At 62.7% G+C, this 25,256-nt stretch carries 25 protein-coding genes and 2 tRNA genes; 10 read left to right on the forward strand and 17 right to left on the reverse strand.

Annotated features, from left to right (window positions below; translation table 11 throughout):
* Positions 1–39 precede the first annotated feature (39 nt).
* From WH265_RS05070 to WH265_RS05095, 6 genes are all read right to left on the reverse strand, one after another.
* The gene (locus WH265_RS05070) at positions 40–1,833 is read right to left on the reverse strand and encodes an acyl-CoA dehydrogenase (protein WP_339557564.1); all 1,794 of its coding nucleotides are present in this window, start codon (positions 1,831–1,833) and stop codon (positions 40–42) included.
* 169 nt (positions 1,834–2,002) lie between these two features.
* Positions 2,003–2,935, reverse strand: coding sequence for an electron transfer flavoprotein subunit alpha/FixB family protein (locus tag WH265_RS05075; RefSeq protein ID WP_339557565.1), 933 nt, complete (start codon positions 2,933–2,935; stop codon positions 2,003–2,005).
* 25 nt (positions 2,936–2,960) lie between these two features.
* Entirely contained in the window at positions 2,961–3,710 is a 750-nt protein-coding gene (locus WH265_RS05080) for an electron transfer flavoprotein subunit beta/FixA family protein (protein ID WP_339557566.1), read from the reverse strand.
* A 202-nt stretch (positions 3,711–3,912) separates the two neighbouring features.
* Entirely contained in the window at positions 3,913–5,187 is a 1,275-nt protein-coding gene (locus tag WH265_RS05085; RefSeq protein ID WP_021026939.1) for a mechanosensitive ion channel family protein, read from the reverse strand.
* Between the two features lie 133 nt (positions 5,188–5,320).
* Complete coding sequence (locus tag WH265_RS05090; RefSeq protein WP_339557567.1) at positions 5,321–6,100, reverse strand: enoyl-CoA hydratase; 780 nt, start codon at positions 6,098–6,100, stop codon at positions 5,321–5,323.
* 21 nt (positions 6,101–6,121) lie between these two features.
* Positions 6,122–7,075: a histone deacetylase family protein gene (locus WH265_RS05095; RefSeq protein WP_312987274.1), complete on the reverse strand. Its 954-nt coding sequence runs from the start codon at positions 7,073–7,075 to the stop codon at positions 6,122–6,124.
* A gap of 43 nt (positions 7,076–7,118) precedes the next feature.
* On the opposite strand from WH265_RS05095, the gene WH265_RS05100 reads away from it, so the two are divergent.
* The 4 genes from WH265_RS05100 (at position 7,119) to mltB (ending at position 12,385) form a co-directional block, all read left to right on the forward strand.
* Positions 7,119–8,039, forward strand: coding sequence for an AAA family ATPase (locus tag WH265_RS05100; protein WP_339521180.1), 921 nt, complete (start codon positions 7,119–7,121; stop codon positions 8,037–8,039).
* Positions 8,040–8,106: 67 nt separating this feature from the next.
* Complete coding sequence (locus WH265_RS05105) at positions 8,107–9,054, forward strand: DUF58 domain-containing protein (protein ID WP_339557568.1); 948 nt, start codon at positions 8,107–8,109, stop codon at positions 9,052–9,054.
* A 10-nt stretch (positions 9,055–9,064) separates the two neighbouring features.
* Positions 9,065–11,149 carry a transglutaminase family protein gene (locus WH265_RS05110; protein ID WP_339557569.1) on the forward strand — a complete coding sequence of 695 codons (2,085 nt, stop codon included), beginning with the start codon at positions 9,065–9,067 and terminating at the stop codon, positions 11,147–11,149.
* 6 nt (positions 11,150–11,155) lie between these two features.
* Entirely contained in the window at positions 11,156–12,385 is a 1,230-nt protein-coding gene (gene mltB / locus WH265_RS05115; RefSeq protein ID WP_339557570.1) for a lytic murein transglycosylase B, read from the forward strand.
* On the opposite strand, the gene WH265_RS05120 is transcribed toward mltB, so the two are convergent.
* Positions 12,372–12,551: a hypothetical protein gene (locus WH265_RS05120; RefSeq protein WP_339521184.1), complete on the reverse strand. Its 180-nt coding sequence runs from the start codon at positions 12,549–12,551 to the stop codon at positions 12,372–12,374. The genes mltB and WH265_RS05120 overlap by 14 nt on opposite strands.
* On the opposite strand from WH265_RS05120, the gene WH265_RS05125 reads away from it, so the two are divergent.
* Positions 12,544–12,915 (forward strand): Hsp20/alpha crystallin family protein, encoded by a 372-nt coding sequence (locus WH265_RS05125; protein WP_339557571.1) that lies wholly within the window; start codon positions 12,544–12,546, stop codon positions 12,913–12,915. The genes WH265_RS05120 and WH265_RS05125 overlap by 8 nt on opposite strands.
* A 78-nt stretch (positions 12,916–12,993) precedes the next feature.
* On the opposite strand, the gene tsaD is transcribed toward WH265_RS05125, so the two are convergent.
* Together tsaD and WH265_RS05135 are read right to left on the reverse strand one after the other, a co-directional pair.
* Positions 12,994–14,061, reverse strand: coding sequence for a tRNA (adenosine(37)-N6)-threonylcarbamoyltransferase complex transferase subunit TsaD (gene tsaD, locus WH265_RS05130; RefSeq protein ID WP_021026946.1), 1,068 nt, complete (start codon positions 14,059–14,061; stop codon positions 12,994–12,996).
* Positions 14,062–14,156: 95 nt separating this feature from the next.
* Positions 14,157–14,906: a DUF937 domain-containing protein gene (locus WH265_RS05135; RefSeq protein ID WP_339521187.1), complete on the reverse strand. Its 750-nt coding sequence runs from the start codon at positions 14,904–14,906 to the stop codon at positions 14,157–14,159.
* Positions 14,907–15,121: 215 nt separating this feature from the next.
* Here WH265_RS05135 and ybiB point away from each other — a divergent pair, with 215 nt between their 5' ends.
* The 3 genes from ybiB (at position 15,122) to WH265_RS05150 (ending at position 18,205) form a co-directional block, all read left to right on the forward strand.
* Positions 15,122–16,060 (forward strand): DNA-binding protein YbiB, encoded by a 939-nt coding sequence (gene ybiB / locus WH265_RS05140; RefSeq protein ID WP_339521188.1) that lies wholly within the window; start codon positions 15,122–15,124, stop codon positions 16,058–16,060.
* The gene (cobA, locus tag WH265_RS05145; protein WP_339536309.1) at positions 16,053–16,949 is read left to right on the forward strand and encodes a uroporphyrinogen-III C-methyltransferase; all 897 of its coding nucleotides are present in this window, start codon (positions 16,053–16,055) and stop codon (positions 16,947–16,949) included. The genes ybiB and cobA overlap by 8 nt, the downstream gene beginning before the upstream one ends.
* A 71-nt stretch (positions 16,950–17,020) precedes the next feature.
* Positions 17,021–18,205 (forward strand): glycerophosphodiester phosphodiesterase family protein, encoded by a 1,185-nt coding sequence (locus tag WH265_RS05150; protein WP_339557572.1) that lies wholly within the window; start codon positions 17,021–17,023, stop codon positions 18,203–18,205.
* Positions 18,206–18,396: 191 nt separating this feature from the next.
* On the opposite strand, the gene WH265_RS05155 is transcribed toward WH265_RS05150, so the two are convergent.
* The 3 genes from WH265_RS05155 to WH265_RS05165 all read right to left on the reverse strand — a co-directional run bounded on the left by WH265_RS05155 (position 18,397) and on the right by WH265_RS05165 (position 19,827).
* Positions 18,397–18,882, reverse strand: coding sequence for an acyl-CoA thioesterase (locus WH265_RS05155; RefSeq protein ID WP_116927295.1), 486 nt, complete (start codon positions 18,880–18,882; stop codon positions 18,397–18,399).
* Between the two features lie 156 nt (positions 18,883–19,038).
* Positions 19,039–19,323 (reverse strand): FHA domain-containing protein, encoded by a 285-nt coding sequence (locus tag WH265_RS05160; protein WP_339557574.1) that lies wholly within the window; start codon positions 19,321–19,323, stop codon positions 19,039–19,041.
* Between the two features lie 318 nt (positions 19,324–19,641).
* The gene (locus WH265_RS05165) at positions 19,642–19,827 is read right to left on the reverse strand and encodes a hypothetical protein (RefSeq protein ID WP_339557575.1); all 186 of its coding nucleotides are present in this window, start codon (positions 19,825–19,827) and stop codon (positions 19,642–19,644) included.
* Positions 19,828–20,043: 216 nt separating this feature from the next.
* Here WH265_RS05165 and WH265_RS05170 point away from each other — a divergent pair, with 216 nt between their 5' ends.
* Complete coding sequence (locus WH265_RS05170) at positions 20,044–20,556, forward strand: zinc-ribbon domain-containing protein (protein ID WP_148293153.1); 513 nt, start codon at positions 20,044–20,046, stop codon at positions 20,554–20,556.
* A 541-nt stretch (positions 20,557–21,097) separates the two neighbouring features.
* Here WH265_RS05170 and WH265_RS05175 read toward each other — a convergent pair.
* Both WH265_RS05175 and WH265_RS05180 read right to left on the reverse strand, forming a co-directional pair.
* A tRNA-His gene (locus tag WH265_RS05175) sits at positions 21,098–21,173 on the reverse strand.
* A 60-nt stretch (positions 21,174–21,233) separates the two neighbouring features.
* The gene (locus tag WH265_RS05180) at positions 21,234–23,147 is read right to left on the reverse strand and encodes a SurA N-terminal domain-containing protein (RefSeq protein ID WP_339557576.1); all 1,914 of its coding nucleotides are present in this window, start codon (positions 23,145–23,147) and stop codon (positions 21,234–21,236) included.
* Positions 23,148–23,635: 488 nt separating this feature from the next.
* On the opposite strand from WH265_RS05180, the gene WH265_RS05185 reads away from it, so the two are divergent.
* The gene (locus WH265_RS05185) at positions 23,636–23,857 is read left to right on the forward strand and encodes a hypothetical protein (RefSeq protein WP_339536313.1); all 222 of its coding nucleotides are present in this window, start codon (positions 23,636–23,638) and stop codon (positions 23,855–23,857) included.
* Between the two features lie 119 nt (positions 23,858–23,976).
* Here the strand turns inward: WH265_RS05185 and WH265_RS05190 are convergent.
* From WH265_RS05190 to pgsA, 3 genes are all read right to left on the reverse strand, one after another.
* Positions 23,977–24,052: transfer RNA gene (locus tag WH265_RS05190), tRNA-Val, on the reverse strand.
* 16 nt (positions 24,053–24,068) lie between these two features.
* Positions 24,069–24,341, reverse strand: coding sequence for an HU family DNA-binding protein (locus tag WH265_RS05195; protein ID WP_021026954.1), 273 nt, complete (start codon positions 24,339–24,341; stop codon positions 24,069–24,071).
* A gap of 306 nt (positions 24,342–24,647) precedes the next feature.
* The gene (pgsA, locus tag WH265_RS05200; protein WP_021026955.1) at positions 24,648–25,214 is read right to left on the reverse strand and encodes a CDP-diacylglycerol--glycerol-3-phosphate 3-phosphatidyltransferase; all 567 of its coding nucleotides are present in this window, start codon (positions 25,212–25,214) and stop codon (positions 24,648–24,650) included.
* Positions 25,215–25,256 lie beyond the last annotated feature (42 nt).

The raw sequence follows: 25,256 nt of genomic DNA on the forward strand, positions 1-25,256 counted from the left end.
CCAAGGCGCGAGAGGGGCTTCAGATGGGGGGCATGGCGCTCAGAAACTGTCCTGCGGCAGCGCCATCACCGGGGCCGCACCGTGCAGAACTTCTTCGCGCAATGCCGAGGTTTTTACCAAAATATGCGTGGCATAGAAATGCGCGGTTGTCACCTTGGCTTCGAGAAACGCCTTGTCGCCCGCGCCTTGGCTCAGTTGCTGCTCGGCTGCCAGCAAGGCCCGGCCCATCTGCCAGCCCGCCACCAGATTGCCCGCCAGCATCAGGTACGGCACGCTGGCCGCGAACACATCGTTGGGCGCGGTCTTGCTGCCGGCCACCACGTAGTCGACCACCGCCAAAAAGTCCTGCCGCGCCTGCGCCAAGCTGCGTGCAAAGGCCTGGGCCGCGCCCGAGCTGCTGGCCTTCAAGGCCTGCTCCGTCTGTTCGATCTGACTGGCGATGCCACGCGCGGCCTGGCCGCCGTCGCGCGCGGTCTTGCGGCCCACCAGGTCATTGGCCTGGATGGCGGTGGTGCCTTCGTAGATGGTCAAAATCTTGGCGTCGCGGTAGTGCTGGGCGGCGCCCGTCTCCTCGATAAAGCCCATGCCGCCGTGCACCTGCACGCCCAGGCTGGTCACCTCATGGCTCATCTCCGTGCTGTAGCCCTTGATGAGCGGCACCATGAATTCGTAGAAGGCCTGGTTGTCCTGGCGCACCTGCTGGTCGGGATGGGCATGGGCGGCATCAAAGGCGGCAGCTGCCGTCAAGGCCATCGCGCGGCAGCCTTCGGTATAAGCGCGCATGGTCATCAGCATGCGGCGCACATCGGGGTGGTGGATGATGGTGGCGCTGCCCGCCACGCTGCCATCGACCGGGCGGCTTTGCACACGCTCCTTGGCAAAGGCGGCGGCCTGCTGGTAGGCCCGCTCGGCAATGGCCACGCCTTGCAGGCCCACCGCATAGCGGGCCGCGTTCATCATGATGAACATGTACTCCAGGCCCCGGTTTTCCTCGCCCACCAAGAAGCCGGTAGCGCCGCCCTGGTCGCCATACTGCAGCACACAGGTGGGCGATGCCTTGATGCCCAGCTTGTGCTCGATGCTCACGCAGTGCACATCGTTGCGCGCACCCAGCGTGCCATCGGCATGGACGAGGAACTTGGGCACCACAAACAGGCTGATGCCCTTGACGCCATCGGGGGCCCCCGCCACCCGGGCCAGCACCAGGTGCACGATGTTCTCGGCCATGTCGTGCTCACCGTAGGTGATGAAGATCTTGGTGCCAAACACCTGGTAGCTGCCATCGCCCTGCCGCTCGGCGCGCGTGCGCACCAGCGCCAGGTCCGAGCCGGCCTGGGGCTCGGTCAGGTTCATCGTGCCGGTCCACTGGCCGGAGACCAGCTTGTCCAGGTAGGTCGTTTTCAGCGCATCGCTGCCAGCCGTCAGCAAGGCCTCGATCGCGCCATCGGTGAGCAAGGGGCAGAGCGCAAAGCTCATGTTGGCGCTGTTGAGCATCTCCACACAGGCTGCGCCAATCGTCTTGGGCAAGCCCTGGCCGCCGGCATCCACCGGGTGCTGCAGGCCCTGCCATCCGCCTTGCACATACTGCGCAAAGGCCTCCTTGAATCCCACCGTGGTGCTGACCTGGCCATCCTTCCAGGTCGAGGGCTGCAGGTCGCCCACCACATTCAGCGGCGCCACCACCTCTTCGTTAAAGCGTGCACATTCCTCCAGCACGGCCTGTGCCGTCTCCAGCCCCGCTTCTTCAAACCCGGGGATCTGTGCCACCTGGTCGATGCGGGCCAGGTGCTCCATCGCAAACAGCATGTCCTTGACAGGTGCCTTGTAGCTCATCGTTGTCTCCTCGTCTTATCGTTGCTTGTGGTTTTGGGGGTGCGCCGCGCATACAAAAAAGGCATCCCCCAGGGGATGCCTTCAGATGCGTCTCGCGGCCACCACGTTGCCCATCACACCCAGCGTCAGCGGGATGCTGTTGCGGCGTGGGGTGGCTGCTGGCACGTTGTTACAGCTTGCTGGCCATCTCAGGCACGGCTTCAAACAGGTCAGCCACCAGACCATAGTCGGCCACGCTGAAGATCGGCGCTTCTTCGTCCTTGTTGATCGCCACGATCACCTTGGAGTCCTTCATGCCGGCCAAATGCTGGATGGCGCCCGAGATGCCCGCTGCCACATACAGCTGGGGCGCGACGATCTTGCCGGTCTGGCCCACTTGCAGGTCGTTGGGCGCGTAGCCCGCGTCCACTGCAGCGCGGCTCGCGCCAATGGCTGCGCCCAGCTTGTCGGCCAGCGGGGTCATCACTTCGTTGAACTTCTCGGCGCTGCCCAGCGCGCGGCCACCGGAGACGATGATCTTGGCGGCCGTGAGTTCTGGGCGGTCGTTCTTGGTCACTTCGCGGCCCACAAAGCTGCTCTTGCCGCTGTCAGCAACCGCTGCTGCGTTCTCGACCGCAGCCGAGCCGCCGGTGGCTGCGGCTGCATCAAAGCCGGTGCCGCGCACGGTGATGACCTTGGTCGCATCGATCGACTGCACGGTGGCAATGGCATTGCCCGCGTAGATGGGGCGCTCGAAGGTGTCGGCGCTCACGACCTTGGTGATGTCGCTGATCTGGGCGACGTCGAGCTTGGCTGCCACGCGTGGCGCCACGTTCTTGCCCGAGGCCGTCGCTGGCGCCAGGATGTGGCTGTAGTTGCCGGCAATCGCCAGCACCTGCGCGGCCAGGTTTTCAGCGAGGCCGTCTTTCAGTGCCGGGCCTTCGGCCAGGATGACTTTGGCAACGCCTGCGATCTGGGCTGCGGCCTGGGCTGCAGCAGCTGCGCCAACGCCTGCTACCAGCACATGCACATCGCCGCCGCAAGCCAGGGCTGCGGTGACGGTGTTGAGCGTGGCGGTCTTGATCGTTTGGTTGTCGTGTTCTGCAATAACGAGTGCGGTCATTTTGGTATTCCTTTGAGCGGCAGGCTTAGATTACTTTTGCTTCGTTCTTGAGCTTGTCGATCAGGGTCGCCACATCGGGCACCTTCACGCCAGCGCCGCGCTTGGCGGGTTCCTGCACCTTCAAGGTCTTCAGGCGCGGGCTCACGTCCACACCCAGGTCTTCTGGCTTCAACGTGTCGAGCTGCTTTTTCTTGGCCTTCATGATGTTGGGCAAGGTGACGTAGCGCGGCTCGTTGAGGCGCAGGTCGGTGGTGATGACGGCGGGCATGGACAGAGACAGGGTCTCCAGACCGCCGTCCACTTCGCGGGTCACGTTGACTTTGTCGCCAGCGACTTCGACCTTGGAGGCGAAGGTGGCCTGGGGCAGATCAGCGAGCGCTGCCAGCATCTGACCGGTCTGGTTGGCGTCGTCGTCAATCGCTTGCTTGCCGCAGATCACCAAACCTGGCTGCTCTTTGTCCACCAGCGCTTTCAAGAGCTTGGCGACCGCCAGCGGCTGCAGCTCTTCGCCAGTTTCGACCAGGATGGCGCGGTCCGCACCAATGGCCATCGCCGTGCGCAGGGTTTCCTGGCACTGGGTCACGCCGCAGCTCACGGCGATGATCTCGGTGACCACACCCTTTTCCTTCAAACGCACGGCCTCTTCCACCGCGATTTCATCAAAGGGGTTCATCGACATCTTCACGTTCGCAATGTCCACTCCCGAGCCATCGCTCTTGACGCGCACCTTGACGTTGTAGTCCACCACGCGTTTGACGGGTACCAGTACTTTCATAAACCTCGACTCCTGAGTTGTTCAATAGGTTTGCGCCAGTGGCGGCGCGTTGGCGCGGCCACTCAGCCATGGGCATGGATCAGGCCATCATCGCACAAAAACAGCACGGTCGTGCTTTTTTATGACCAGACGAGCCATAACGACCAATTATCGGCGCATCGCTGCGCAGCAGCCTCCATTTTCCGCACAAGTTGGCGGTTCATCAGCCCTGGCTGGCAGGTATTGCACCGCCGCTATTGTTCTGGATATGCAAAACACGTTGCGGGAACGGAATCTCGATGCTGGCAGCGCGCAAGCCCTCGAGCACAGCAATATTGACCGCCGACTTCACATTGGCCTGGCCGTTCATCGGATCGTTGATGTAAAAGCTCAGGCTGAACTCCAGCCCGTCAGGCGCGAAATTCACCAGGAATACCGAGGGCTCGGGCTTGGCCAGCACCCGGGCCTGCGCCAGTGCGGCGCTCTTCAAGACCTCGCGCACCTGCGCGACATCGCTGTCTGCGCCCACGACAATCTGGGTCGTCAGATTGAACTTCTGGTCGGCATCGGTGAGGTTTTCCACCCGCTGGGTGATCAAGGTCTCATTGGGGACAATCGACTCGCGCCCGTTGGAGGCACGGATGACGGTGTAGCGTGTGCGGATGTCGGTGATGCGTCCTTCAAAACCATCGACGCGCACGTTGTCGCCAATGCGCAAGGCCCGCTCGATCAGCACCAAAAAGCCGCTGACATAGTTGGAGGCGATCTTCTGCATGCCAAAGCCCAGGCCGACCCCGAAGGCACCACCCAGCACCGACAGTGCCGTCAGATCGACCCCCACCAGCGACAGCGCCACCAGCAGGCCGACCGTGATCAGCAACATGCGCGTGAGGTTCACGGCCATCTTGCGCATCGACAGGTCCTTGACCATGTCGTCGATCACGCGCTGCTCGAAGGTGGTCGAAATCCACAGCACCACCAGCATCACCATGCCCACCGATATCGCCCCCTGGAACAGCTCCAGCACCGATATCGACGTCTTGCCAAAGGCGAACTGCACGGCATCGAGCTGGGCCATCACCTGCGGCAGCACACCCAGGATGCCCAGCACCGCGACGCCCCAGGCCAGCCACGAGAAAATCCGCTCGATCAGGCGCACCAAGGTGGAGTTGGGAAAGGTCTTGGCCAGCACCCGGGCCACCAGGCGGATCACCGCCAGCGACAGCAGAATCTGCACCGCCAGCCGCAGCAAGAACACCGGCTGGTAGTGCTCCACCAGCATGCGGGCCGCTGCAGTGAACAGCAGCGCCAGCAGCGGGAACAGCGCCCCGCCCCAGGCCGTCTTGCCAAACCATACCGAGGGCTTGCCATCGTCGCGGTGGCGGTAAAAGCTGCGCGTCAGCAACCAGGCCAGGCCAATGCAAATCACCAGAACGGCCAGTTCCTGCCAGGTGCTGGCCTGCTCAAAGTCCTGTAGTAAACGATCAAAGATATCCATGCGCCGGTCTCATAGGGTCCAAAAAAAGCATACGCGCAAGCATATGCTGGTTCCGTACCGTATCACCGATAGGGCGCTGCCGTTTGTAGGAGCGGCAGAGTTCCTGGGAGGCGCGGCTGAGCGCAGCCTGGGGCTAAGACCAGACCGGCTTGCGCTTTTGCGCAAAGGCCTGCGCGCCTTCCTGCGCATTGCTGTCCATCATGTTGGTGGCCATGCACTGGCTGGCCATCTGGTAGGCCGCTTCGATGCCCAGCTCCCGCTGCTGGTAGACGAGGGCTTTGCCCATGCGCACGGCAGCGGCGGGTTTGCTGACGATGGCTGCGACCAGCTTTTCCAGCTCGGCATCGAGCTGCTCGGGCGCGGCCACCCGGTTGACCAGGCCCTGGGCCAGGGCCTGCTCGGCGCTGATGAATTCGCCCGTCAGCAGCATCTCCATCGCCTGCTTGATGGGCATGTTGCGCACCAGGGGCACACTGGGCGTGGCGCAGAACAGGCCGTACTGGATGCCGCTGGTGGCAAAGCTGGCCTCGCTGCTGGCAACGGCCAGGTCACACTGCGCCACCAGCTGGCAGCCGGCAGCGGTCGCCATGCCCTGCACCCGCGCGATCACGGGCACCGGCAGCTTCTGGATCGCCATCATCACCTGGCTGCAGCGGTTGAACAGGTCCTGGTACCAGGCGCGGTCAGGATGGGCCGCCATGTCCTTGAGGTTGTGGCCCGCGCAAAAGGCCCGGCCCTGCGCGGCCAGCACCACCACGCGCACCGATGGATCCTGCGCAATGGCGGCCAGCGCGGCGCGCAAGGCAGCGAGCATCTCATCGCCCAGCGCATTGAAGCGCGCCGCATCATTCATGCACAAGGTCACCACACCGCGCGCATCGCGGGTCTGCACCAGCAGCTTGCTGTCCGTCATGGCCAGGTCCTCAAAAGGTGTTTACAGATCGGCGAGCACGCGGATATGGGCTTCCACGCTGGCCGCCAGCGGCGTCATCACATAGCCGCCTTCCAAACAGGAGACGATGCGGCCCTTGCTGAAGCGCCGCGCAATGTCCTTGATGCGGTGGGTGATCCAGGCGTAGTCGGCCTCGACCATGCCCAGCTGGCCCATGTCGTCTTCGCGGTGGGCATCAAAGCCCGCGCTGATGAAGACCATCTCGGGCTTGAATTCCTCGAGGCGCGGGATCCAGTAGGTCTCGACGATCTCGCGGATGTCCATGCCCTTGGTGTAGGCTGGCACCGGCACATTGAGCATATTGGCCGCCGGGTCCTTGTCGCCCGAATGCGGGTAGAAGGGGTGCTGGAATATGCCCACCATCAGAATGTGCGGGTCGCCGGCGCAGATGTCCTCGGTGCCATTGCCGTGGTGCACATCAAAATCGACAATCGCTACGCGCTTGAGCTGGTGGCGCATCAGCGCATACTTGGCGGCAACGGCGACATTGTTGAAAAAACAAAAGCCCATGGCCTGCTTGCGCGTTGCATGGTGGCCCGGCGGGCGCACGGCGCAAAAGGCGTTTTCCATCTCGCCGCTGATCACCGCATCGGTGGCAGCCAGCGCTGCGCCGCAGGCGCGCAGCGCGGCATTCCAGGTGGCACCGTTGACGGCGGTGTCGGTGTCCAGCATCAGCGTTTGCGGGCCGCCGATGGCCTGGTTGTCGGCCGCCATTTCGGACAGGCCACGGATCGACGCAATGTGCAGGCGCTCATGGCCCAGTTCCAGATCGGACATGCTGGCCTTGGGGGCGTCGCGCCGCTCCAACGCGTCCCCCACCCCGGTGATCAGCAAGCGGTCTTCAATCGCATCCAGGCGAGCAGCGCATTCCGGGTGGGCAGGCCCCATGTCGTGCAGCCAGCAATCACGATGGCTGAAATAACCTGTCTTGGACACAGTTTTCGTCTCCTTAACTGCCTTTGTCGTTTATTGTGCTGGTATGCAGACACAGCACACCATACAAAAATTATTGACTCAGCTTAACACGGTGATTGTGGGGAAACCGGCGCAGGTTCAGGATTGTCTGACTTGTTTGCTGGCGGGAGGACATCTGCTGATTGAAGACGTACCGGGCGTGGGCAAGACCACGCTGTCGCATGCGCTGGCCCGCACCTTGGGGCTGCAGTTTGCGCGGGTGCAATTCACTGCAGACCTGATGCCCAGCGACTTGACCGGCGTGTCGGTCTATGAGCGCGAGCAGCAGGCCTTTGTGTTCCATCCCGGCCCCGTATTCACCCAGGTTTTGCTGGCCGATGAGATCAACCGCGCCAGCCCCAAGACGCAAAGCGCGCTCCTGGAGGCCATGGAAGAAAAACAGGTGACGGTCGAGGGTGCCACGCGCCCACTGCCCCAGCCTTTCTTTGTCATCGCCACGCAGAACCCGCTCGACCAGCTGGGCACCTATGCGCTGCCCGAGAGCCAGCTCGACCGCTTCCTGATGCGCATCTCCTTGGGCTACCCCGACCAGGCCGCCGAGTTCCAGCTGCTGGCCGGCCAAGGCCACCGCGACATCGCCAACCAGTTGCCGGCACTCACTTCGGCCGTCGAGCTGAAGTTCCTGCAGCAGGAAGTCTCCAGCGTGCGCGCCAGCGATGCACTGATCCACTATGTGCAGGCGCTGATCGCGGCTACCCGCTCGGGCCAGTGGTTTGTGCAGGGCCTGTCCCCGCGCGCAGGCATTGGCCTCATCCGGGCCGCCAAGGCGCAGGCCTTGATCCAGGGCCGCGACTATGTCGCGCCCGATGATGTGCAGGCCATCCTGCCGCAGACCACCGCGCACCGGCTCGTGCCGGTCAGCACCTCGGGGCGCAGCGCGGTTGAGCAGGTGCGCGCGATGATGGACAGCGTGGCGCTGCAGTAGCGTGAGTGCGCCCCCAGCGGCTTCAGGGCAGCCCCGCAACCGCCCTGTCCAGCGGCTTCGCCAGCGCATGCGCCAGTGGTGGCTGGCCCATTTGCCCAGCGCCAGCCGCCATGCCGTCAGCCGCCGCAACCTCTACCTGCTGCCCACGCGTGCGGGCTGGATGCTAGCGCTCACCTTGCTGGTACTGCTGGTGACCAGCATCAACTTTCAGCTCAACCTGGGCTTTTTGCTGACCTTCATGCTCACCGGCGCGGCGCTGGTGTCGGTGGGTATCGGCTACCGCAATCTGCTGGGTCTCCAGCTGGAGCTGCATGCCCCCGAAGCCCAGTTTGCCGGCCAGCCGCTGCGCCTGGATCTGCGCCTGGACAACCCCAGCCGGCGCAGCCGCTATGCACTGGGCATACGCCACTACCAAGGCCATGAACTCAGCCAGGTGGACGCCCCCGCGCAAGCCAGCACCCCCATGCAACTGAGCACGCCCGCCGAGCGGCGCGGCTACCAAAACCTGCCTGCGGTGCTGGTCGAGACGCGCTTTCCACTCGGCGTTTTTCGCATGTGGACCGTCTTTAGAACCACCGAAAAGGCTCTGGTCTATCCCTGCCCAGAAACCAACCCACCGCCGCTGCCGCTGGGCCTGGCCGATGCCGGCACCGGCAGCAGCGCCAGCCTGCGGGCCAGCAGTGGGGAGTTTGATGGCGTGCGCAGCTACCGGCGCGGAGACCCGCTCAAGCTGGTGGTCTGGAAGAAAGCGGCGACCTCGCTGGCCACAGGCAGCGGCCATTTTGTCGTGCGCGACAACCAGCACCAGGCGCAGCAGGACCTGTGGCTCGATGCCAGCCAATGCGGCCTGGCAGAACGTGAAGCCCAGCTCTCGCGCCTGGCCGCCTGGGTGGTGATGGCCGACCAGCAAGGCCTGCGCTACGGACTGCGTTTGGGAGCGGCCAACGCCGAGCAAGCCGCCGACAGCGGGCCCGCACACCGCCAGGCCTGTCTGCGCGCACTGGCGCTGGCCTAGGAGCACCACAATGCCCTCTGTTTTCAACCCTGCCCACACCGCAGGCACCAGCCGCTGGTCCAGCCTGCCACGCGAGGCGCGCGATACCCTCTTTTTGCTCGCCGTCGTTGGCTGGATACTGCTGCCGCTCACGGCCACCTTGCCGCTGTGGGCCTCGGCACTCGCCTATGCCTTGCTTGCCTGGCGCGGCCGCATTGCGCTTTTGCAAAAGCCCCTGCCCGGCCGCTGGCAGCTGCTGGCCCTGCTGGTGCTGGTCGTCGGGCTGACCTTGTTCAGCTACCGCACCATCCTGGGCGCCGATGCCGGCGTCACGCTGGTCAGCATGCTGCTGACGCTCAAGACCATGGAGCTGCGTGCCAAGCGCGATGCGATGGTCATTTTCTTCCTCGGCTTTTTTGCGCTGATTGCCAACTTTTTGCATTCGCAGTCGCTGCTGACGGCCTTGGCCATTGCCATCGGCCTGGTGGGCTTGCTCACTGCGCTGGTCCATGCGCATATGCCGGTGGGCCAGCCTTCGCTCAAGTTTGCGGCAGGCCTGTCGCTGAAGATGGTGGCCATTGGCGCGCCACTCACGCTGGCGCTGTTTGTCTTTTTTCCGCGCATGGCGCCGCTCTGGGGCGTGCCCCAGAACCCGACGGCCAAGACCGGCCTGTCCGAGGAGATGACCGTGGGCTCGGTCGCATCGCTGGCCCAGGACGAGGGCATTGCGTTTCGCGTCAAGTTCGACACACCGCAAAACCGGCCGCCCCCCGCCAACCAGCTGTACTGGCGCGGGCCGGTGCTGTCCGATTTCGATGGCACGACCTGGCGCGCGACGCCCAGCTTTCGCAATCCCGATGACCGGATGTTTGCCGACATCCGCACCGAAGGCGAGGCACTGCGCTACGAGCTGACCCTGGAGCCGCACCAAAAGCCCTGGCTGCTGACCTTGGACCTGACCCGAGAGGCGCCCGTGCTGCCACGCGGCCGCGCCTACAGCACCGGCGATCTGCAGTGGCTCAGCAACCGGCCCATCACCGAGGTGACCCGCATCGCGGTGGAGAGCCACACGCGCTACCAGTTTGGCATGCAGGCGGGCAAGCGCGAGCTGGCCTTTAACCGCCGGCTGCCGGCGAGCAGCAACCCGCGCACCCAGGCCTGGGTGGCGCAGCTGAGCGCCGAGGTGGGCGAGCGCCCCGACCGCAGCGCCCAACTGGTGCAGCGCCTGCTGGGGCAGCTGCGCAGCGGCGGCTACACCTATACGCTGGACCCGGGCGTCTACACCGGCCAGGCGGCCGACCAGTTCTGGTTCGACCGCAAGGAAGGCTTTTGCGAGCATATCTCGGCCGCCTTTGTGATTGCACTGCGCAGCGCCGGCGTGCCCGCACGCATTGTGACCGGCTACCAAGGGGGCGAAGCCAACAGCGTCGACGGCTACTGGACCGTGCGCCAGGCCGATGCCCATGCCTGGGCCGAAGTGTGGCTGGGCGAAGAACAAGGCTGGGTGCGGTTTGATCCGACAGGCGCAGTGAGCCCCGGCCGTGTCGGCGCTGCACAGCGCCTCAACACCCCCAACTTCATGGGCTTCAGCGTCAGCAATGCCGCCACCATCAACGGGCTGCAGCGCATGCGCGCGGTCTGGGAAGCGGTCAACAACAGCTGGAACCAGTGGGTGCTGAACTACACCCAGCGCGAGCAAATGGACATGCTCAGCAAGCTGGGCCTGTCCAGCCCCAACTGGATGGATCTGGTGCGCATTCTGGGTGGCCTGGTGCTGGCAGCAGCCATCATCGTGGTGCTGGCCCTGCAGTACCAGCGCAGGCGCACAGACCCCTGGCTGGCCCTGCTGGGCCAGGCACGCAAACGCCTGCGCCAGGCGGGCTTGCCCGAGGCCGCCCAGGGCCATGCGGCCACGCCGCGCGCGCTGGCCCGCATGCTGCACGCCCAGGCACCCGAGGTGGCGCCCGCCTTTGGCCAATGGCTCAAGGCGATGGAGCGCCAGCGCTACGCGCATGCCACCGGCGAGGCAGCGCCCAAGGCCGAGCTGGCAGCGCTTCGCAAACAATTACGACTTCTGCCCTGGTCCCGCCTGCGGGCCCTGGCAAACAAGGTATAAAACCCCATGCACCGAATTCTTCAGACCACTGTGGCCCTCCTTTGCGCCGGCCTGTGCGCAACGGGCGCCTACGCACAAAAGAGCACGACCAACAAGTCCCGCAGCGTTGATTCCGCCCCCACCGCATCCAGCTATGCCAACCGGCCCGAGGCCGAAGCCTTTGTCCGCGAAGTCGCCGAGCGCCGCCATATCGATGAGGCCTGGCTGCGCGCCAGCATCAAGCAAGCCCGCTTCAATGCCACCGTGCAGCGCCTGATGACGCCGCGCACGGGGCCCGCTGGTGTCAAAAACTGGCGCGGCTACCGCAGCCGCTTTGTCGAGCCGATCCGCATCCGCGCCGGCCTGCGCTTCTGGAACGAGAACGCCGCCACGCTCGCGCGTGCCGAGCAGACCTATGGGGTGCCGGCCGAGTACATCGTCGGCATCATCGGGGTCGAGACCATCTACGGCCAGCAGATGGGCAACTTCACGGTGGTTGATGCGCTCGCCACCCTGGCCTTTGACTATCCCGCCAGCCACCCGCGCGCGGCCGACCGGGCCAAGTACTTCCGGGGCGAGCTCGAGCAGTTCCTGGCCACGGCCTACCTCACCGACAGCAACCCCTTCGACACGGTGGGCAGCTATGCCGGCGCCATGGGCATGCCCCAGTTCATGCCGACCAGCTGGTCCAACTACGCGGTCGATTTTGATGGCGACGGCAAGATCAACCTGTTTGGCAGCACGGCCGATGCGATCGGCTCGGTGGCCAACTACTTTGTCGCCCATGGCTGGCAGCGCGGCATGCCGGCCTACTACGATGTGCAGGTGAACAGCACGGCCGCACAGCTGGAGACCTTGCTGGCCCCCGATATCAAGCCGAGCTTCAGCGCCGCCGAGATGGCCGCACTGGGCCTGCGCATCCAGGCACCAGGCGACCAGCACAATGGCCCGCTGGCACTGATCGAGCTGCCCAACGCGAGCGCTGCAACCCATTACGTCGTGGGCACGCCCAACTTCTACACCATCACGCGCTACAACCTCTCGAGCTTTTACGCGATGTCGGTGGTCGAGCTGGGCCAGGCCATTGCACGTGCACGCAGCGGTGCGCCCGCAGCAGCGGACAGCGAGCCCAGCACGCCCGAGCCGAGCAGCGAGACCAGCAACTCTCCGACTGCCGAAGCGGCCGCGAAGGCCTATCTGCGCAGCAAGGCGCGCCAGCAGCGCACGCCCGATCCGGCCAATTTCAGCGCACCTTGATCGCTGGCCGGGCGACACATATGGACGTGATCCGCAGGCTTTCAAGGCCTGCACTGCAAAAATAAAAGCCAGCAATTTTCTCTTGAAATTGCGGCTTCTTCATCCAACTATCAGTCATCGAGCAGCAAACCCGCTGCCCTGTTTCACAAGGATTGAAGATGATCATGACCCCTCTGATGCACCGCTCGGCCTACGCTGTCTCCCCATCCGCGATGGATGCCGCCCTGCAGCGCTTCCTGCAAGCCACCACGACGGGCACCACGAGCCAGGACACCGTGCAGCAAGACGGCTCCGTGTTCAGCATCGGCATCGATGTGCCCGGCCTCTCGCGCGAACAGCTGCGCATCGAGCTGCAGGACAAGACCGTGCGCCTGACCAGCATTGAAGGCGCACCACGCAGCATCCAGCGCGCCTGGAAGCTGCCTGCCAGCATCGACGCCGCAGCGTCCAAGGCCAGCCTGGCAAACGGCGTGCTGACGCTGGTGCTGAGCACCACCCAGCCCAGCACCCAGACCCTGGCGATTGCATAAGCGCAGCCACCACAAAGCACAAGGGGCCTGGAGGCCCCTTTTGCATGCTGTGCTGGCGCATCACCAGCGTATCAACGTCTATGTCTCTTGCGCAGCGGTCGGCTGCTGCACGATCGCATCGAGCGGCCAGCGCGGCTTGACGTCAAAGGCATAGACCTTCTCGGCCTGCTGCTGCCCCGCTTCGATGCGCATGGCAGCCGCCATCGCAATCATCGCGCCATTGTCGGTGCACAGGTGCAGCTCGGGGTAGTGCACGCGGATGCCGCGCTTGCGGCAGGCCTCGTTGAGCTGCTCGCGCAGCAGCCGGTTGGCACCCACGCCGCCGGCGACCACCACGCGCTGCATGCCGGTCTCCTTCAAGGCATTCAAGGTCTTTTTCACCAGCACATCCACAATGGCCGCCTGGGTCGATGCGGCAAGATCCGCCTTGCGCGCCTCCAGGCCATCGCCCAGCTTTTTCGCCTGGGTCAGCACCGCTGTCTTCAGGCCTGCAAAGGAGAAATCGAGATCGCCGCTGTGCAGCAACGGGCGTGGAAGCTTGAAGGCCTCCGGGTCGCCGCCCTGCGCCAAGCGGGACAGCTCGGGCCCACCGGGGTAGGGCAGGCCCAGCAGCTTGGCCGATTTGTCAAAGGCCTCGCCCGCCGCGTCGTCGATGGTCTCGCCCAGAATCTGGTAGCGGCCCACGCCGTCCACGCGCATCAGCTGCGTGTGGCCGCCGGAGACCAGCAACGCCACAAAGGGGAACTCGGGCGGGTCTTCGCTCAAAAACGGCGAGAGCAAATGGCCTTCGAGGTGGTGCACGCCGAGCACCGGCTTGTCCAGCGCAGCCGCCATCGCGCAGGCCACGCCTGAGCCCACGAGCAACGCGCCCGCAAGCCCCGGGCCACGGGTAAAGGCAATCGCATCGATCTGCGCGAGCGTGCAGCCCGCGTCATCCAGCACTTTTTGTGTCAGCGGCAGCACGCGGCGGATATGGTCGCGGCTGGCCAGCTCCGGCACCACACCGCCGTAGGCGCGGTGCATCTCGATCTGGCTGTAGAGCGCATGGCTCAGCAGCTCGGGCACCGTGCCTGGGCCACGGGTGCGCACCAGGGCCACGCCGGTTTCATCACAAGAGGATTCGATCCCCAATATCAGCTCAGTCATGGGCCCAAAGTGTAGGCGCTCTGGGCCGCTTTTGCGCCCGGAGACGGGGCTACCCTGGCGGGCCGCCAGGGTTTGCCAGCCCCGCCACAGCACCTTTAGCGCTTGCCGCCCAGCAGCGAGCCGCCAATTTTCATCAGGTCGCCGACATCGAGTTTGCCGTCGCCATTCTGGTCCAGCAGCGAGCCCAGCAAGCCGCCGCCCAGGCCGCCTTGCTGCTGCACCTGGGCTTTTTCCTGGCCCAGCGCATTGCCCAGCTGCGAGGAGTTGAGGCCACCCGACATGACACGCTGCGCGAGGAACGACATCACCAGCGGTGCCAGCATCTTGAGCAGGTTGCCGGCATTGGCGCCCAGGCCTGTGGCCTGGCCCAGATTGGCCGAGGCCTGGTCTTGCTGGCCGCCAAAGATATGGCCCAGAATGCTGGCGCCATCCAGGGCCGCAGGCGATGCGGAGCCGGCACCCGAGCCTGCCGCAGCGCCGCCGCCCAAAGCGCCACCGAGCACACTGCCCAGCATGCCACCCAGACCGCCCAGGCCACCCAAGCCGCCGGCTTGCGCACCACCACCGCCACCACCCAACAGCGAGCCCAGCAGCCCGCCCAGGTCTGGGCCTGCGCCAGCACCGCCTGCCGCGCCATGGTCGCGTTGCAACGCCTCGAACAAGGCACTGGCGCCACCCGCGCTTTGCGCGTTATTGCCCAGCGCGCCCAACATCATTGGCACAGCCGCCTGCACGGCCTGCTCGGTCTGGGCCTCGCTCTGGCCCAGGCTCTGGGCCATCTGCTGGATCGGAGCGCCCTGCAGTTGCGCGAGGAGCTCGTCGACCATAGAGGGAGATGCGGACATGTTCTTTCCTTTCAAAAGCCCAAAGGGCGTGGCACAGAATGCAGATAGTAGACGTTCAGCATGGCAGTGCAATACAGAGGGGCGCAAATCTTCGTTAACCGGCGCTATCGGCAGGCAGTGCCCTGGCATACCCGAGATGCCGGATGGGCTGATTTTTCTTATTACTTCCGTATATATAAAACCTAAAATAATGGGTGAACGCATTTTTTACTGCCATGGCCATACAGCACTACATCAAGGAAATCGGGCGCGGCGCACGCGGCGCCAAGGCCCTCAGCCGCATCGAGGCCAGCGATGTGATGGCGCAGATACTCGATGGCCGGGTCAGCGACTATGAAATCGGCGCCTTTTGCATTGCCATGCGCATCAAAGGGGAAACGGCCGAAGAGATGTGCGGCCTCTGGGATGCCGTCCATGCGCGCATCGCCCGCTTTCACAGCAGCGCCGCCTTGCCCACCGTGGTCCTGCCCAGCTACAACGGCGCGCGCCGCCTGCCCACCTTGACCCCGCTGCTGGCCTTGCTGCTGGCACGCGAAGGCCTGCCGGTGCTGGTGCATGGCATGCAGACCGAAGCGAGCCGCGTCTCGGCCTTTGCCGTGTTTGAGCGCCTGGGTTCAGTGCCCCGCGCGCAGACTGGCACCATTGCCGCATCGGAAGTGGCCTTGGTGCACACCGCCACCTTGCTGCCCGCACTGGCCAAGCTGCTGGCCGTGCGCCAGCTCATCGGCCTGCGCAACCCGGGCCACAGCATTGCCAAGCTGCTGCAGCCGGTGCAAGGCCCGGCCGTCTTGCTGGGCAGCTACACGCACCCGGAATACCTGCCGATGCTCCAGGCCACCTTGGCCGAGCTGCAGACCAACGCGCTGCTCTCGCGCGGGCTGGAGGGCGAGGTCTGCGCCGACCCGCGCCGAAGCCCGCAATACGACGGCTTTGTCGCGGGCCAGCACCAGCTGCTGCAGGCACGCAGCAGTGGCACCGACAGCCAGGTGCCCGGCCTGCCCAGCGAGCGCGATGCGGACACCACCGCGCGCTACACCGAGGCCGTGCTGGCCGGCCAGTTGCCGGTGCCCCCTGCCTTGGCCCAGCAAGTGGAACATGTGCTGGCCATCGCCCAACAAATACAACCCGCTCCCCAAGCCTCCCACCATGACTGACAGCAGCCTGCCCTCTCTTACCGCGCACCCGCCAGCCGATGCGCCTTCACCAGGCCAGGGCCAGTGCACCCTGGTCGGTGCCGGCCCGGGCGACCCGGACTTGCTCACCATCGCTGCTGCCAAGGCCTTGCAGCGCGCCACCGTGCTCTTGGTGGACGACCTGGTCAATGACGCCGTGCTGCAGTGGGCGCCCGCCAGTGCCCGCATCGTCCATGTGGGCAAGCGCGGCGGCTGCCAGAGCACGCCCCAGGCCTTTATCCAGCGCCTGATGCTGCAGGAAGTGCAAGCCGGTGAGAACGTGGTGCGGCTCAAAGGCGGCGACCCCTTTATCTTTGGCCGGGGCGGTGAAGAGGTGGAGTTTTTGCGCGCCCACGGCATCGAGCCGCGCATCATCAATGGCGTGACCGCCGGGCTCGCCGCGCTGACCAGCCTGGGCGCCCCCTTGACCCACCGCGACCATGCCCAGGGCGTGGTGTTCATCACCGGCCATGCCAAGCCAGGCGGTCAAGGCCCCGATTGGGCGCAACTGGCGCGCACGGCGCACGATGCACGCCTGACCCTGGTGATCTACATGGGTGTGGCCAGTGCCGAGGCCATCAGCCAGGGACTGGGCAGCGGCTTGCCTGGCGATACCCCGGTGGCCATCGTGCAGCATGCCAGCCTGCCCCAGCAGCGCCATGCGATCACCGACCTGGCGCATTTGCCCGCCACGATGGCCCGCGAAAAACTGGCCAGTCCCAGCATCATCGTCGTCGGCGATGTGGTGCAGTGCGTGGCACTGGCCGCCCAGGCAAGCCGTACCATCGATCCAACAAGCCACCGAGATTTCTCCGAGATTTGCGGATACGATAGCCATTCGAGCGTGGAAAGCAGGACATCCATAGCGTAAAGTAATTAATCTTTACATATGCACAGATTGTTTCTCCACGTCCCAACCATAAGACGAGGAGCACCCAGCATATGCAAAGACAACGTACCTGGCGCCTGTGCGCCGCGGCCCTGGCGATCACCGCACTGACCGCCTGCAAGACCGAATTGGGCCCGGGCAATGGTGGCGGCACCAACCCCAATCCCAAGCCCTATCCCACGCTCGACGGCAACGCACCACAAAGCTTTTCCCTCAGCAGTATCGACGGCAAGGCCGCCAATACGACCGAGAGCTTTGATGCCGCCGTCGCCCAGGATGCCAACTTCATCGCTGTCGACCTGGTGATGAGCAAGGACGGCGAGCTGGTCGCCCTGGCCTCACCCAACATCACTGAGATCACCGACGTCTCCAGCCGCAGCGTCTATGCCAACCGCAGGACCTTGCGCCTGATCGATGGGCAGTCGCACCAGGGCTGGTTTGCCTCTGACTTCACCCTGGTGGAGCTGCAAAGCCTGCGCGCCAAACTGCCTGCATCCGCTACGCCACCGGTCGGCGCCAACACTGGCCGCATCCTGTCACTCAACGATGTGATCGCCTACGCCAAGCGCCAGCGCAAGACCGTCGGCCTCTATCTGCAGACCTTGAACCCCACCTACCACAGCCAGCTGGGCCTGGCGATGGAAGACAAGCTGCTGGCAGCCTTCACCGCCGCAGGCTACACCCAGGAAACGGCACCGGTGATCGTGCGCTCGTTGGAAGTCGCCCACCTCAAGACCTTGCGCGCCAAAACCCAGGTTCGGCTGGTGCAGATGATCAATGGCAATCCGGAGCTTGCAGCTGACGGCAGCATCCTTCTGTCGGCACCCAATGCACAGCCCTATGACTTCACGGTGGCCGGCGTCTCGACCACCTATGCCCAGATGGTGACTGCCGACGGCCTGGCCCAGATCAAGACCTATGCCAACGGCATCTCGCCGTGGAAGCCCTACGTCATCTCCGCCCGCTACCTGGACAAGAATGGCGATGGCCAGCCCGATGACCTGAATAACGACGGAAAGTGGGACTACCGCGACCGCGAAATGATGCCGCCCACCAACCTGGTCACGCTGGCGCACGCGGCCAAGCTCTTTGTCCACCCCTGGGCCTACCGCAACGACGCCACCCTGCTGGCCAGCGACTTCAAGGGCAAGGTGGCGGCAGAGTACAAGCTGTTCTATGAAGTGGGTGTGGATGGCGTGTTCAGCGACAGCCCCAGCGACGCCAACAAGGCACGGTAAACGCCGTCGGTGCGGATCAAGACCTGACATGGCCTGATCCAGCCGCTGCAGGCAGTCACTCTGTGGCGCTGCCCACCAAGAAAGAGAAAAAGGCAAGGTTCAACCCTTGCCTTTTTCCATGGAACCGTACCGTATCGCCCGGCAAAACCGGGCGCAGCGCCTCGCAGCGATACTGGCCGAGGGGCCAGGCGTCAGCCGGTCTGGCGCGTTGTCTGCGCAAAACGGCGTGCCAGCTCCTTGCGCAGTTCCTTGCGCGTCAGCGCTGCGTCCCAGCGGCGTTTTTCATCGTCGGTCTCCGGCTGCAACGGCGGCACGGGTACCGGCTTGCGCTGGTCGTCCACCGCCACCATCGTGAAAAAGCAGCTGTTGACATGGCGCACACTGCGCTCACGGATGTTCTCGGCCACCACCTTGATGCCGATCTCCATCGATGACGTCCCCGTGTAATTGACGCTGGCGTAGAACGACACCAGCTCGCCCACATGGATGGGCTCCAGAAACATCACCTGGTCCACGCTCAAGGTCACCACATAGCGTCCCGCATAGCGACTTGCGCAGGAGTAGGCCACGTTGTCGAGCTCGCGCAAAATGGCGCCGCCGTGCACATTGCCAGAGAAATTTGCCATGTCCGGAGACATCAGCACCGTCATCGTGAGTTGGTGGTGAGGTAAACGCATGGGGCCGATTGTAGGCAGCGCCGCTGACAGCGGAATGCAGCGCTGGCAAACCCCTGAGCGCACTCGGGAAAGGCGGCACACCCCTCTGGCAGCGCGACGCAAGCTGCGGCCTCGGCGGGACTTCGCGCATGCCAATGCCAGCCCAGCGCGCAGCACTCATCCGGCATAGGCATTGCGCGGTTGCTCCGAGCCATGCTTGACAAAGACCTTGTAGCAGCCAATGAGAACGTAATCGCCGGAGTAAAGCACCTTGCGGCGCATGCGCATGCCATTGACGAAGATGCCGTTCATGCTGTGGTGGTCCTCTACCGACAGCACGCCCGCGCGGTAGTAGAAGGCGCCGTGGTCGCGGCTGACCGCAGGGTTGTCCAGGCAGATGGCATTGCCAGCGCCTCGGCCAAAGGTCGTGTAACCGCTTTTCAGAATCAGCGAATGAAGCACCACCCTGTGCGTGATGAAAATAAGGACTTCCGGCAGCATATTCCACCTCCTTCGTCCGACCGGATCACCGGTCTGCACCGCAATCCCAGCATGCAGCTGGAACAAATTATCAATCGACTTATAAGAATAGATTGATAATAAATTACAACCCAGATGAATAGCACAAGGCGCTAGGGAATATCCGGGGTTATCAATTTTCTCTATCGCTTGGCAAGACGTGCTTTTTGTAGCCGGGCAGGCATGGCACGAGCAGCCAGCACGACACACCCGCTGACATAAAACGCGCCTTGATGGCTGGGATACAGCCGCTGTGACTGGCTAGGTGGCGGCAGCACTCAGGCGTGAGCCTCCAGAACCGGAAGCGACGAAGATGAGGCGATGCTGCGCATGCTTGGCGCCGCGATGCCATTTGTCGATGGCAGCTTTGGCAAGCGCACCGGGCGCTGAACATCGAACCCCCACAGCAAAATGCGCCAGGGAATAGACACCACTGCGTTTATCCATTTGGAGAGCGCTGTCCATCCCAGGGAGGTCCGCATGCCCCTAACTCGACCGCTGATGACGCATATGCCTGCTGGTCGCCCTTCACCTCAGGCCGTTTTTCCTTTTTGATAGGTCGAACACGCAGTGGAATGTCACCCCGCCACCGTAAAATCTTCAGGTTAAACGCGGCGCATCTCGTGGCGATCACAACCCATTCAAAAAAAGAGGCAGGATGACATGGCATTGATTAACTGTAACGAATGCGGCAAGCAGATTAGCGACCAGGCGTCTAGCTGTCCTCATTGTGGAGCGCCCGTGGCGGGCAATCCAGCAGCGCCATCAGTAGCAGCACCATCAGTAGCGGCCACATCTCTGGCTGCAGAGACGGTCAAAAATCCGTCAACGTTCAAGTACATCCTCTACGGAACATTCGTTGTCGTTGTCGCAATCAGTTGCATGAGCGGGGGCAAAACGAGCAATACCCCGCGTGAGTTCAACGCAAACGAAGCCATATTCTTGTGCCAACACGCGATAAAGCAGGTGTCCAGGGATCCAGAGAAAGCCGAAGTTCCATTGGTGTCCAACGTTGGCTCTGGTGATGAATATGTGTTTGTGTGGGGGCCGCAAACAAAGCTCACACGCCTACGCAATGGACTTGGGCTTGAGGTTGGCGTGCCAGCCGTATGCAAGGTCAGCCACACCAAAAAGAATATGACCTCCCTCTCAGTCGATGGCAAAACGATCTTCTGACCTGCAAATCTCCAAGGGAACCGCCTCCGGGCGGTTTTTTGTTGGTCGGAACATCTTTGATCACTACCCGCGCAGTTCAGCTGGCGCTCCATGTCCACCGGTTGAGGTGCTTGTGGCTGGTCGAGAACCCCTGCCCCAGCCCGCTATTGGTGCTGCGCATGGCGCCTATCCTGCAGGCCTTTTAGCCCGCGCGCCGCCATAGCAGCAACCAGTCCAAGGGCTGCAGCCCTTGCAGCCTCGCCTAGCCTCTGGCCTTCCAAACCTTCCTGAGCGTCAGGGAAGATCCTTTTGTCCTGAACTACCCCGGCAGAGATACCCTACTGAGCAGCTCGCGGCCGGCATCTGGCCGAACGCGGCAGACAGATGGGGGGCATTCCGTGGAGGTATTTCTATCGTCCTATTCCAAGTGAGCACGGGAGCCTGGAACAGGCCAAACTCGAGCGCTTTATGGCCCAAAACTGCAACTGTCCAGCAGCAGAAGCAAGGCGCGAGCAGAAATTGAAAAACCCTTGCAGGCTATTCACTTGCAAGGGTTTCAATTTGGGGTGGCTGATGGGGCTCGAACCCACGACAACAGGAATCACAATCCTGGACTCTACCAACTGAGCTACAGCCACCGTGTTGGGGAAGACATGATTATAGCCAGAAATTTGGCCCCTCTCATGAAATCTCCGTTTTTATGAAATTTTTGTTTCCGCGGGGCGTGGCACCTTGATCTGTACCTTGAAACGCTCCTTGAGCATTTCGTAGTAAGCCAGGGTCTCGGCATTGGCCTGGTAACGCTCGAACTCCTGCTTTTGGCGCAGACGCAGCTCCGCAGAGTCTTCGCCACGCGGCACCACCTTGTTCACGCGCACAACGGTGTAGCCATCGTTGCCCAGGTCCACACCGACCCAGGATGCGGCATCGCCGATCTTGGCATGCATGGCGGCATTGAGGACAGCAGGCACCTGGCCCTTGGCATCCTGGCGCGACACGACGATGGGGGCTGCCAGCTTGGCGCCCGCGGCGTCAGCCTTCCAGGCTTCCAGCTTTGCTTGGGCATCCTGGCGCGCGAGCTCGGCAGACTTCTGAGCCACGTACAGGTCATGGGCCTTGGCCTTGACTTCTTCAAACGGCAGAATGCGTGCGTCGAAGTGCTCCACCACACGACCGGAGGCCAAGGTGCTGGGCGCCACTTCAATGGCTTCGGTGTTGCGCTTGTTCTGCAGTGCATCGCTGGAGAACAGTGCTTCCAGGAAGGTCGGGTTGGCCAGGGCACCGGTGGCGCCAGGCGCAGCCGTGCGGGTGACATGTTCGGCCTTCTGGATCTTCAGGCCCAGCTTTTCAGCCACTGGCTGCAGGCTGTCGGACTGCTCGAACACCATGTTGGAGAAGGTCTCGGCCACTTCGGCGTATTTGCGCTGCACCTGCTGGGCCAGCACTTCGGTCTCGATCTTGGCGCGCAGCTCTTCAAAGCTTGGCGTGCGGGGCGTCTTCACCTCGCCCATCTTGATGATGTGGAAGCCATACTCGGTGCTCACCAGATCGCTGATATCACCAGACTTCATCGCAAAGGCGGCGTCTTCAAACGGCTTGACCATATCGCCAGGCTTGACCCAGCCCAGATCGCCGCCGCTGTCACGCGAGCCGGTGTCTTGCGAGTTCTTCTTGGCCAGGTCGGCAAACTGTGCGGGGTTGGCCTTGGCCTGGGCCAGCAGCTCCTCGGCGCGTTGCTTGGCCTTTTCACGGTCTGCGGCCGACATCGAAGCGGGCGCATCAATCAGGATGTGGCTGATGCGGCGCTGCTCCTTGTCCATGAAGCGGCTCAGATTTTCCTTGTAGTAGGTGCGCAGGTCGTCTTCGCTGGGCTTGATCATGTCCTTGACGGCTTCAGCATTCAGCACCACGTACTCGATCGTGGACTGCTCCTTCTGGCGGAACAGCTCCTGGTTGCTCTTGTAGAAAGCTTCCACATCGGCATCGGTGGTCTTGACCTGGGACGCATAGTCCTTGGCAGCAAACTGGGCCAGCTGGATCTCACGCTGCTGGTAGAGTGCATCAACCGCCAGCTTGGTCTGCTCGTCGGTCGCAAAGGCCGTGTTGGACACACCGCCCAGCACCTGGCGCGCAGCGATATCGCGGCGCATGCCCGCTTCAAAGCCCTCGGGCGTCATGCCCTGTGCACCCACCAGCGCGCGGTAGGCATCCACATCGAGCGAACCATCGGGCTTTTTCAGCGCGGCGATCTGCGGGATCTCCTGCAGCGCACGGACCAGCGAGGCATTGTCCACCGTCAGATGCATTTTTTGCACGGCGGCATCGATCACCTGGTCACGCACCATGCGCTCCAAAGTCAGATAGCGGGCCTCAGGGCCATCCATCCACTTGGCGTCCATGTTGGGGTCTTGCTGGCGCATGCGGTCCGAGGCAACGCGGTGCGCATTGTCCCAGTCCATCTGCGTAATGTCTTTGCCATTGACTTTGGCGACCACCGGGCTCTTTTCGGTGAAGTAGTTCTGGTTCACTCCCACCAAAACAAAAGACAGAATGATCAGCAAGAACAGCGGATACATCAGCACCTTGGAGTACTTGCGGATGGTTTCAAACATCGTCTAACTTTCCTGAGGACAAAAAAAAAGGCGAACCCTCATTCGCCTTTATTCGGTTTTCACTAGGTGGCGCGGGCTTGCTGCCAGGTCCGAAGCGCCTACCCATGGCTTGCAATAAATGATTTCTCATTGCAAATCAATCAGATACAGCCCCAACCAACGGAGACAACCCACCCCCTGTCAAATAGGGCGTGCAACATGCGTCTTGGCAACGCACGAACGTCGAAACAGCAAGTGTACAGCGAAAGAGTTTTTGATCCCTATGAGGGCCAGGGGCGCGTTAGGGAATACGGGATTTTTGACGCTTCAGAGGGCCCAAATGCGGCACCGATGCGGCCGCCCCCCACCCACTGCCCGTTGCCACCCAACCGCCTGGCGCTGGACGGCCAACCCACCTCTCTACCGAAAAGCGAAGCTACGCAACGCTGGAAGTGGGGTGGCAACACCGGCAGCGCACACGAGCCGTATGGCTGGACTTGTTCTCCATCATGAACTCCAAAACCTGCAAACTTTCGCGCGGTTCTGGGAAATCTGGAGAGATGGCGCCACTGCACCCGCTTTGGTCGAATGATGCCAGCGGCATTATCGCCAGCAAGGCAACCATTCCCTGGTGGACATGGGCAGGCTTATTCCATCGCCACTTTAACGCAAGCCTTGCCAAGCCTTATCAGAGCCATGCATGCGGACCTGTGCCGCTTCAAGGAAACTAACAGGTGGCAAATGGCGTTTCTGGGTGGCCAGAGGCGCCCATTGCGTCCATTTCAATGGGCAAATGGGCAAAGAAAAAACCCCTTAGATCACTCTAAGGGGTTTATTTTCTTGGTTAATGTGGTGGGTGCTGACGGGGTCGAACCGCCGACCTACGCCTTGTAAGGGCGCCGCTCTACCAACTGAGCTAAGCACCCCACCTGATAACCGAAATTAGTTCAGCGCATCTTTCAATGCCTTGCCTGGACGGAACTTAGGCACCTTGGCTGCCTTGATCTTGATCGCAGCGCCGGTACGTGGGTTACGGCCGGTACGAGCAGCGCGCTTACCAACGGCAAAGGTACCAAAACCTACCAGAGAGACTGTACCACCTTTTTTCAAGGTCTTCTTCACTGCGTCAATGGTGGACTCCAGCGCACGAGCGGCAGCAGCCTTGGAGATATCAGCATTGTTAGCAATGTGCTCAATGAGTTCAGTTTTATTCACAAGCAGCCTCTATTAATCAAGAGAGTTAAGGAAGTGTATGTTTCATCCCATTATGAGCAGTTTGTACACCGTACAACTGTCACAGATTCAAAAACAACACCACTGGCACGAAATTTTCACCTCGACCCCAGTGCCTCTGGAATGAGATGAATTCTAGACGGAATTTCTGGGTGCGCAGGCAAAAAATCACTTTTTTTCGCTGACCAGCAACCAGTTTGCCTTGCAAAAGCCAAGCATCACGGGCGCTGTAGCCTGAATTCCTTGTACAGGCGAGATGCAGTCTACGCCCAAACCTGTGGCACTTGACTAAGAATCAACCCTAGCCCGGATCTCGGGCAAGGCCTTTTGCAGGTAGTACACCATGGACCAGACCGTGAGCACGGCCGCACCCCAGATCAGCCAGGTGCCCCAGACGCCGGTGTCGATCCCGGCCACCTTGCCGTCGTAGAGCAAAAAGGGAATGGCCACCATCTGCACGGTGGTCTTGAGCTTGCCCACCATGTGCACAGCCACGCTCTTGCTCGCGCCAATGCGGGCCATCCATTCGCGCAGCGCCGAGATGGCGATCTCGCGGCCGATGATGATCAGCGCGACAAAGACATCGGCGCGCTGCAGGTAGACCAGGATCAGCAGCGAGGCGCAGACCAGGAACTTGTCGGCGACCGGGTCCAGGAAGGCGCCAAAGGAGGAGGTCTGGTTGAGCTTGCGCGCCAGAAAGCCATCGAGCCAATCGGTGAAGGCGAACACCACGAACATGACGGTGGCCCACAGGTTTTTGGTGGCCATATCAAGAGGCGAGTAGTACACGCCGATGATGAGCGGGATCGCGACGATGCGCGTCCAGGTCATGATGGTGGGGATCGTAAAGAACATGCGGCTATTGTGGCACGCAACGGTGCAAATTCAGTGAACCGC

The sequence above is a fragment of the Comamonas sp. MYb396 genome, from assembly GCF_037479555.1.
In the GTDB taxonomy this organism is placed as follows: domain Bacteria; phylum Pseudomonadota; class Gammaproteobacteria; order Burkholderiales; family Burkholderiaceae_C; genus Comamonas.

Excerpts from the sequence above, each read along its gene's own strand:
- WH265_RS05070 (WP_339557564.1), bottom strand. The coding sequence starts at position 1,833 with ATGAGCTACAAGGCACCTGTCAAGGACATGCTGTTTGCGATGGAGCAC.
- WH265_RS05075 (WP_339557565.1), bottom strand. The coding sequence starts at position 2,935 with ATGACCGCACTCGTTATTGCAGAACACGACAACCAAACGATCAAGACC.
- WH265_RS05080 (WP_339557566.1), bottom strand. The coding sequence starts at position 3,710 with ATGAAAGTACTGGTACCCGTCAAACGCGTGGTGGACTACAACGTCAAG.
- WH265_RS05085 (WP_021026939.1), bottom strand. The coding sequence starts at position 5,187 with ATGGATATCTTTGATCGTTTACTACAGGACTTTGAGCAGGCCAGCACC.
- WH265_RS05090 (WP_339557567.1), bottom strand. The coding sequence starts at position 6,100 with ATGACGGACAGCAAGCTGCTGGTGCAGACCCGCGATGCGCGCGGTGTG.
- WH265_RS05100 (WP_339521180.1), top strand. The coding sequence starts at position 7,119 with ATGCAGACACAGCACACCATACAAAAATTATTGACTCAGCTTAACACG.
- WH265_RS05105 (WP_339557568.1), top strand. The coding sequence starts at position 8,107 with ATGCGCCAGTGGTGGCTGGCCCATTTGCCCAGCGCCAGCCGCCATGCC.
- WH265_RS05110 (WP_339557569.1), top strand. The coding sequence starts at position 9,065 with ATGCCCTCTGTTTTCAACCCTGCCCACACCGCAGGCACCAGCCGCTGG.
- mltB (WP_339557570.1), top strand. The coding sequence starts at position 11,156 with ATGCACCGAATTCTTCAGACCACTGTGGCCCTCCTTTGCGCCGGCCTG.
- WH265_RS05125 (WP_339557571.1), top strand. The coding sequence starts at position 12,544 with ATGATCATGACCCCTCTGATGCACCGCTCGGCCTACGCTGTCTCCCCA.
- WH265_RS05120 (WP_339521184.1), bottom strand. The coding sequence starts at position 12,551 with ATGATCATCTTCAATCCTTGTGAAACAGGGCAGCGGGTTTGCTGCTCG.
- tsaD (WP_021026946.1), bottom strand. The coding sequence starts at position 14,061 with ATGACTGAGCTGATATTGGGGATCGAATCCTCTTGTGATGAAACCGGC.
- WH265_RS05135 (WP_339521187.1), bottom strand. The coding sequence starts at position 14,906 with ATGTCCGCATCTCCCTCTATGGTCGACGAGCTCCTCGCGCAACTGCAG.
- ybiB (WP_339521188.1), top strand. The coding sequence starts at position 15,122 with ATGGCCATACAGCACTACATCAAGGAAATCGGGCGCGGCGCACGCGGC.
- cobA (WP_339536309.1), top strand. The coding sequence starts at position 16,053 with ATGACTGACAGCAGCCTGCCCTCTCTTACCGCGCACCCGCCAGCCGAT.
- WH265_RS05150 (WP_339557572.1), top strand. The coding sequence starts at position 17,021 with ATGCAAAGACAACGTACCTGGCGCCTGTGCGCCGCGGCCCTGGCGATC.
- WH265_RS05155 (WP_116927295.1), bottom strand. The coding sequence starts at position 18,882 with ATGCGTTTACCTCACCACCAACTCACGATGACGGTGCTGATGTCTCCG.
- WH265_RS05165 (WP_339557575.1), bottom strand. The coding sequence starts at position 19,827 with ATGGATAAACGCAGTGGTGTCTATTCCCTGGCGCATTTTGCTGTGGGG.
- WH265_RS05170 (WP_148293153.1), top strand. The coding sequence starts at position 20,044 with ATGGCATTGATTAACTGTAACGAATGCGGCAAGCAGATTAGCGACCAG.
- WH265_RS05180 (WP_339557576.1), bottom strand. The coding sequence starts at position 23,147 with ATGTTTGAAACCATCCGCAAGTACTCCAAGGTGCTGATGTATCCGCTG.
- WH265_RS05185 (WP_339536313.1), top strand. The coding sequence starts at position 23,636 with ATGAACTCCAAAACCTGCAAACTTTCGCGCGGTTCTGGGAAATCTGGA.
- pgsA (WP_021026955.1), bottom strand. The coding sequence starts at position 25,214 with ATGTTCTTTACGATCCCCACCATCATGACCTGGACGCGCATCGTCGCG.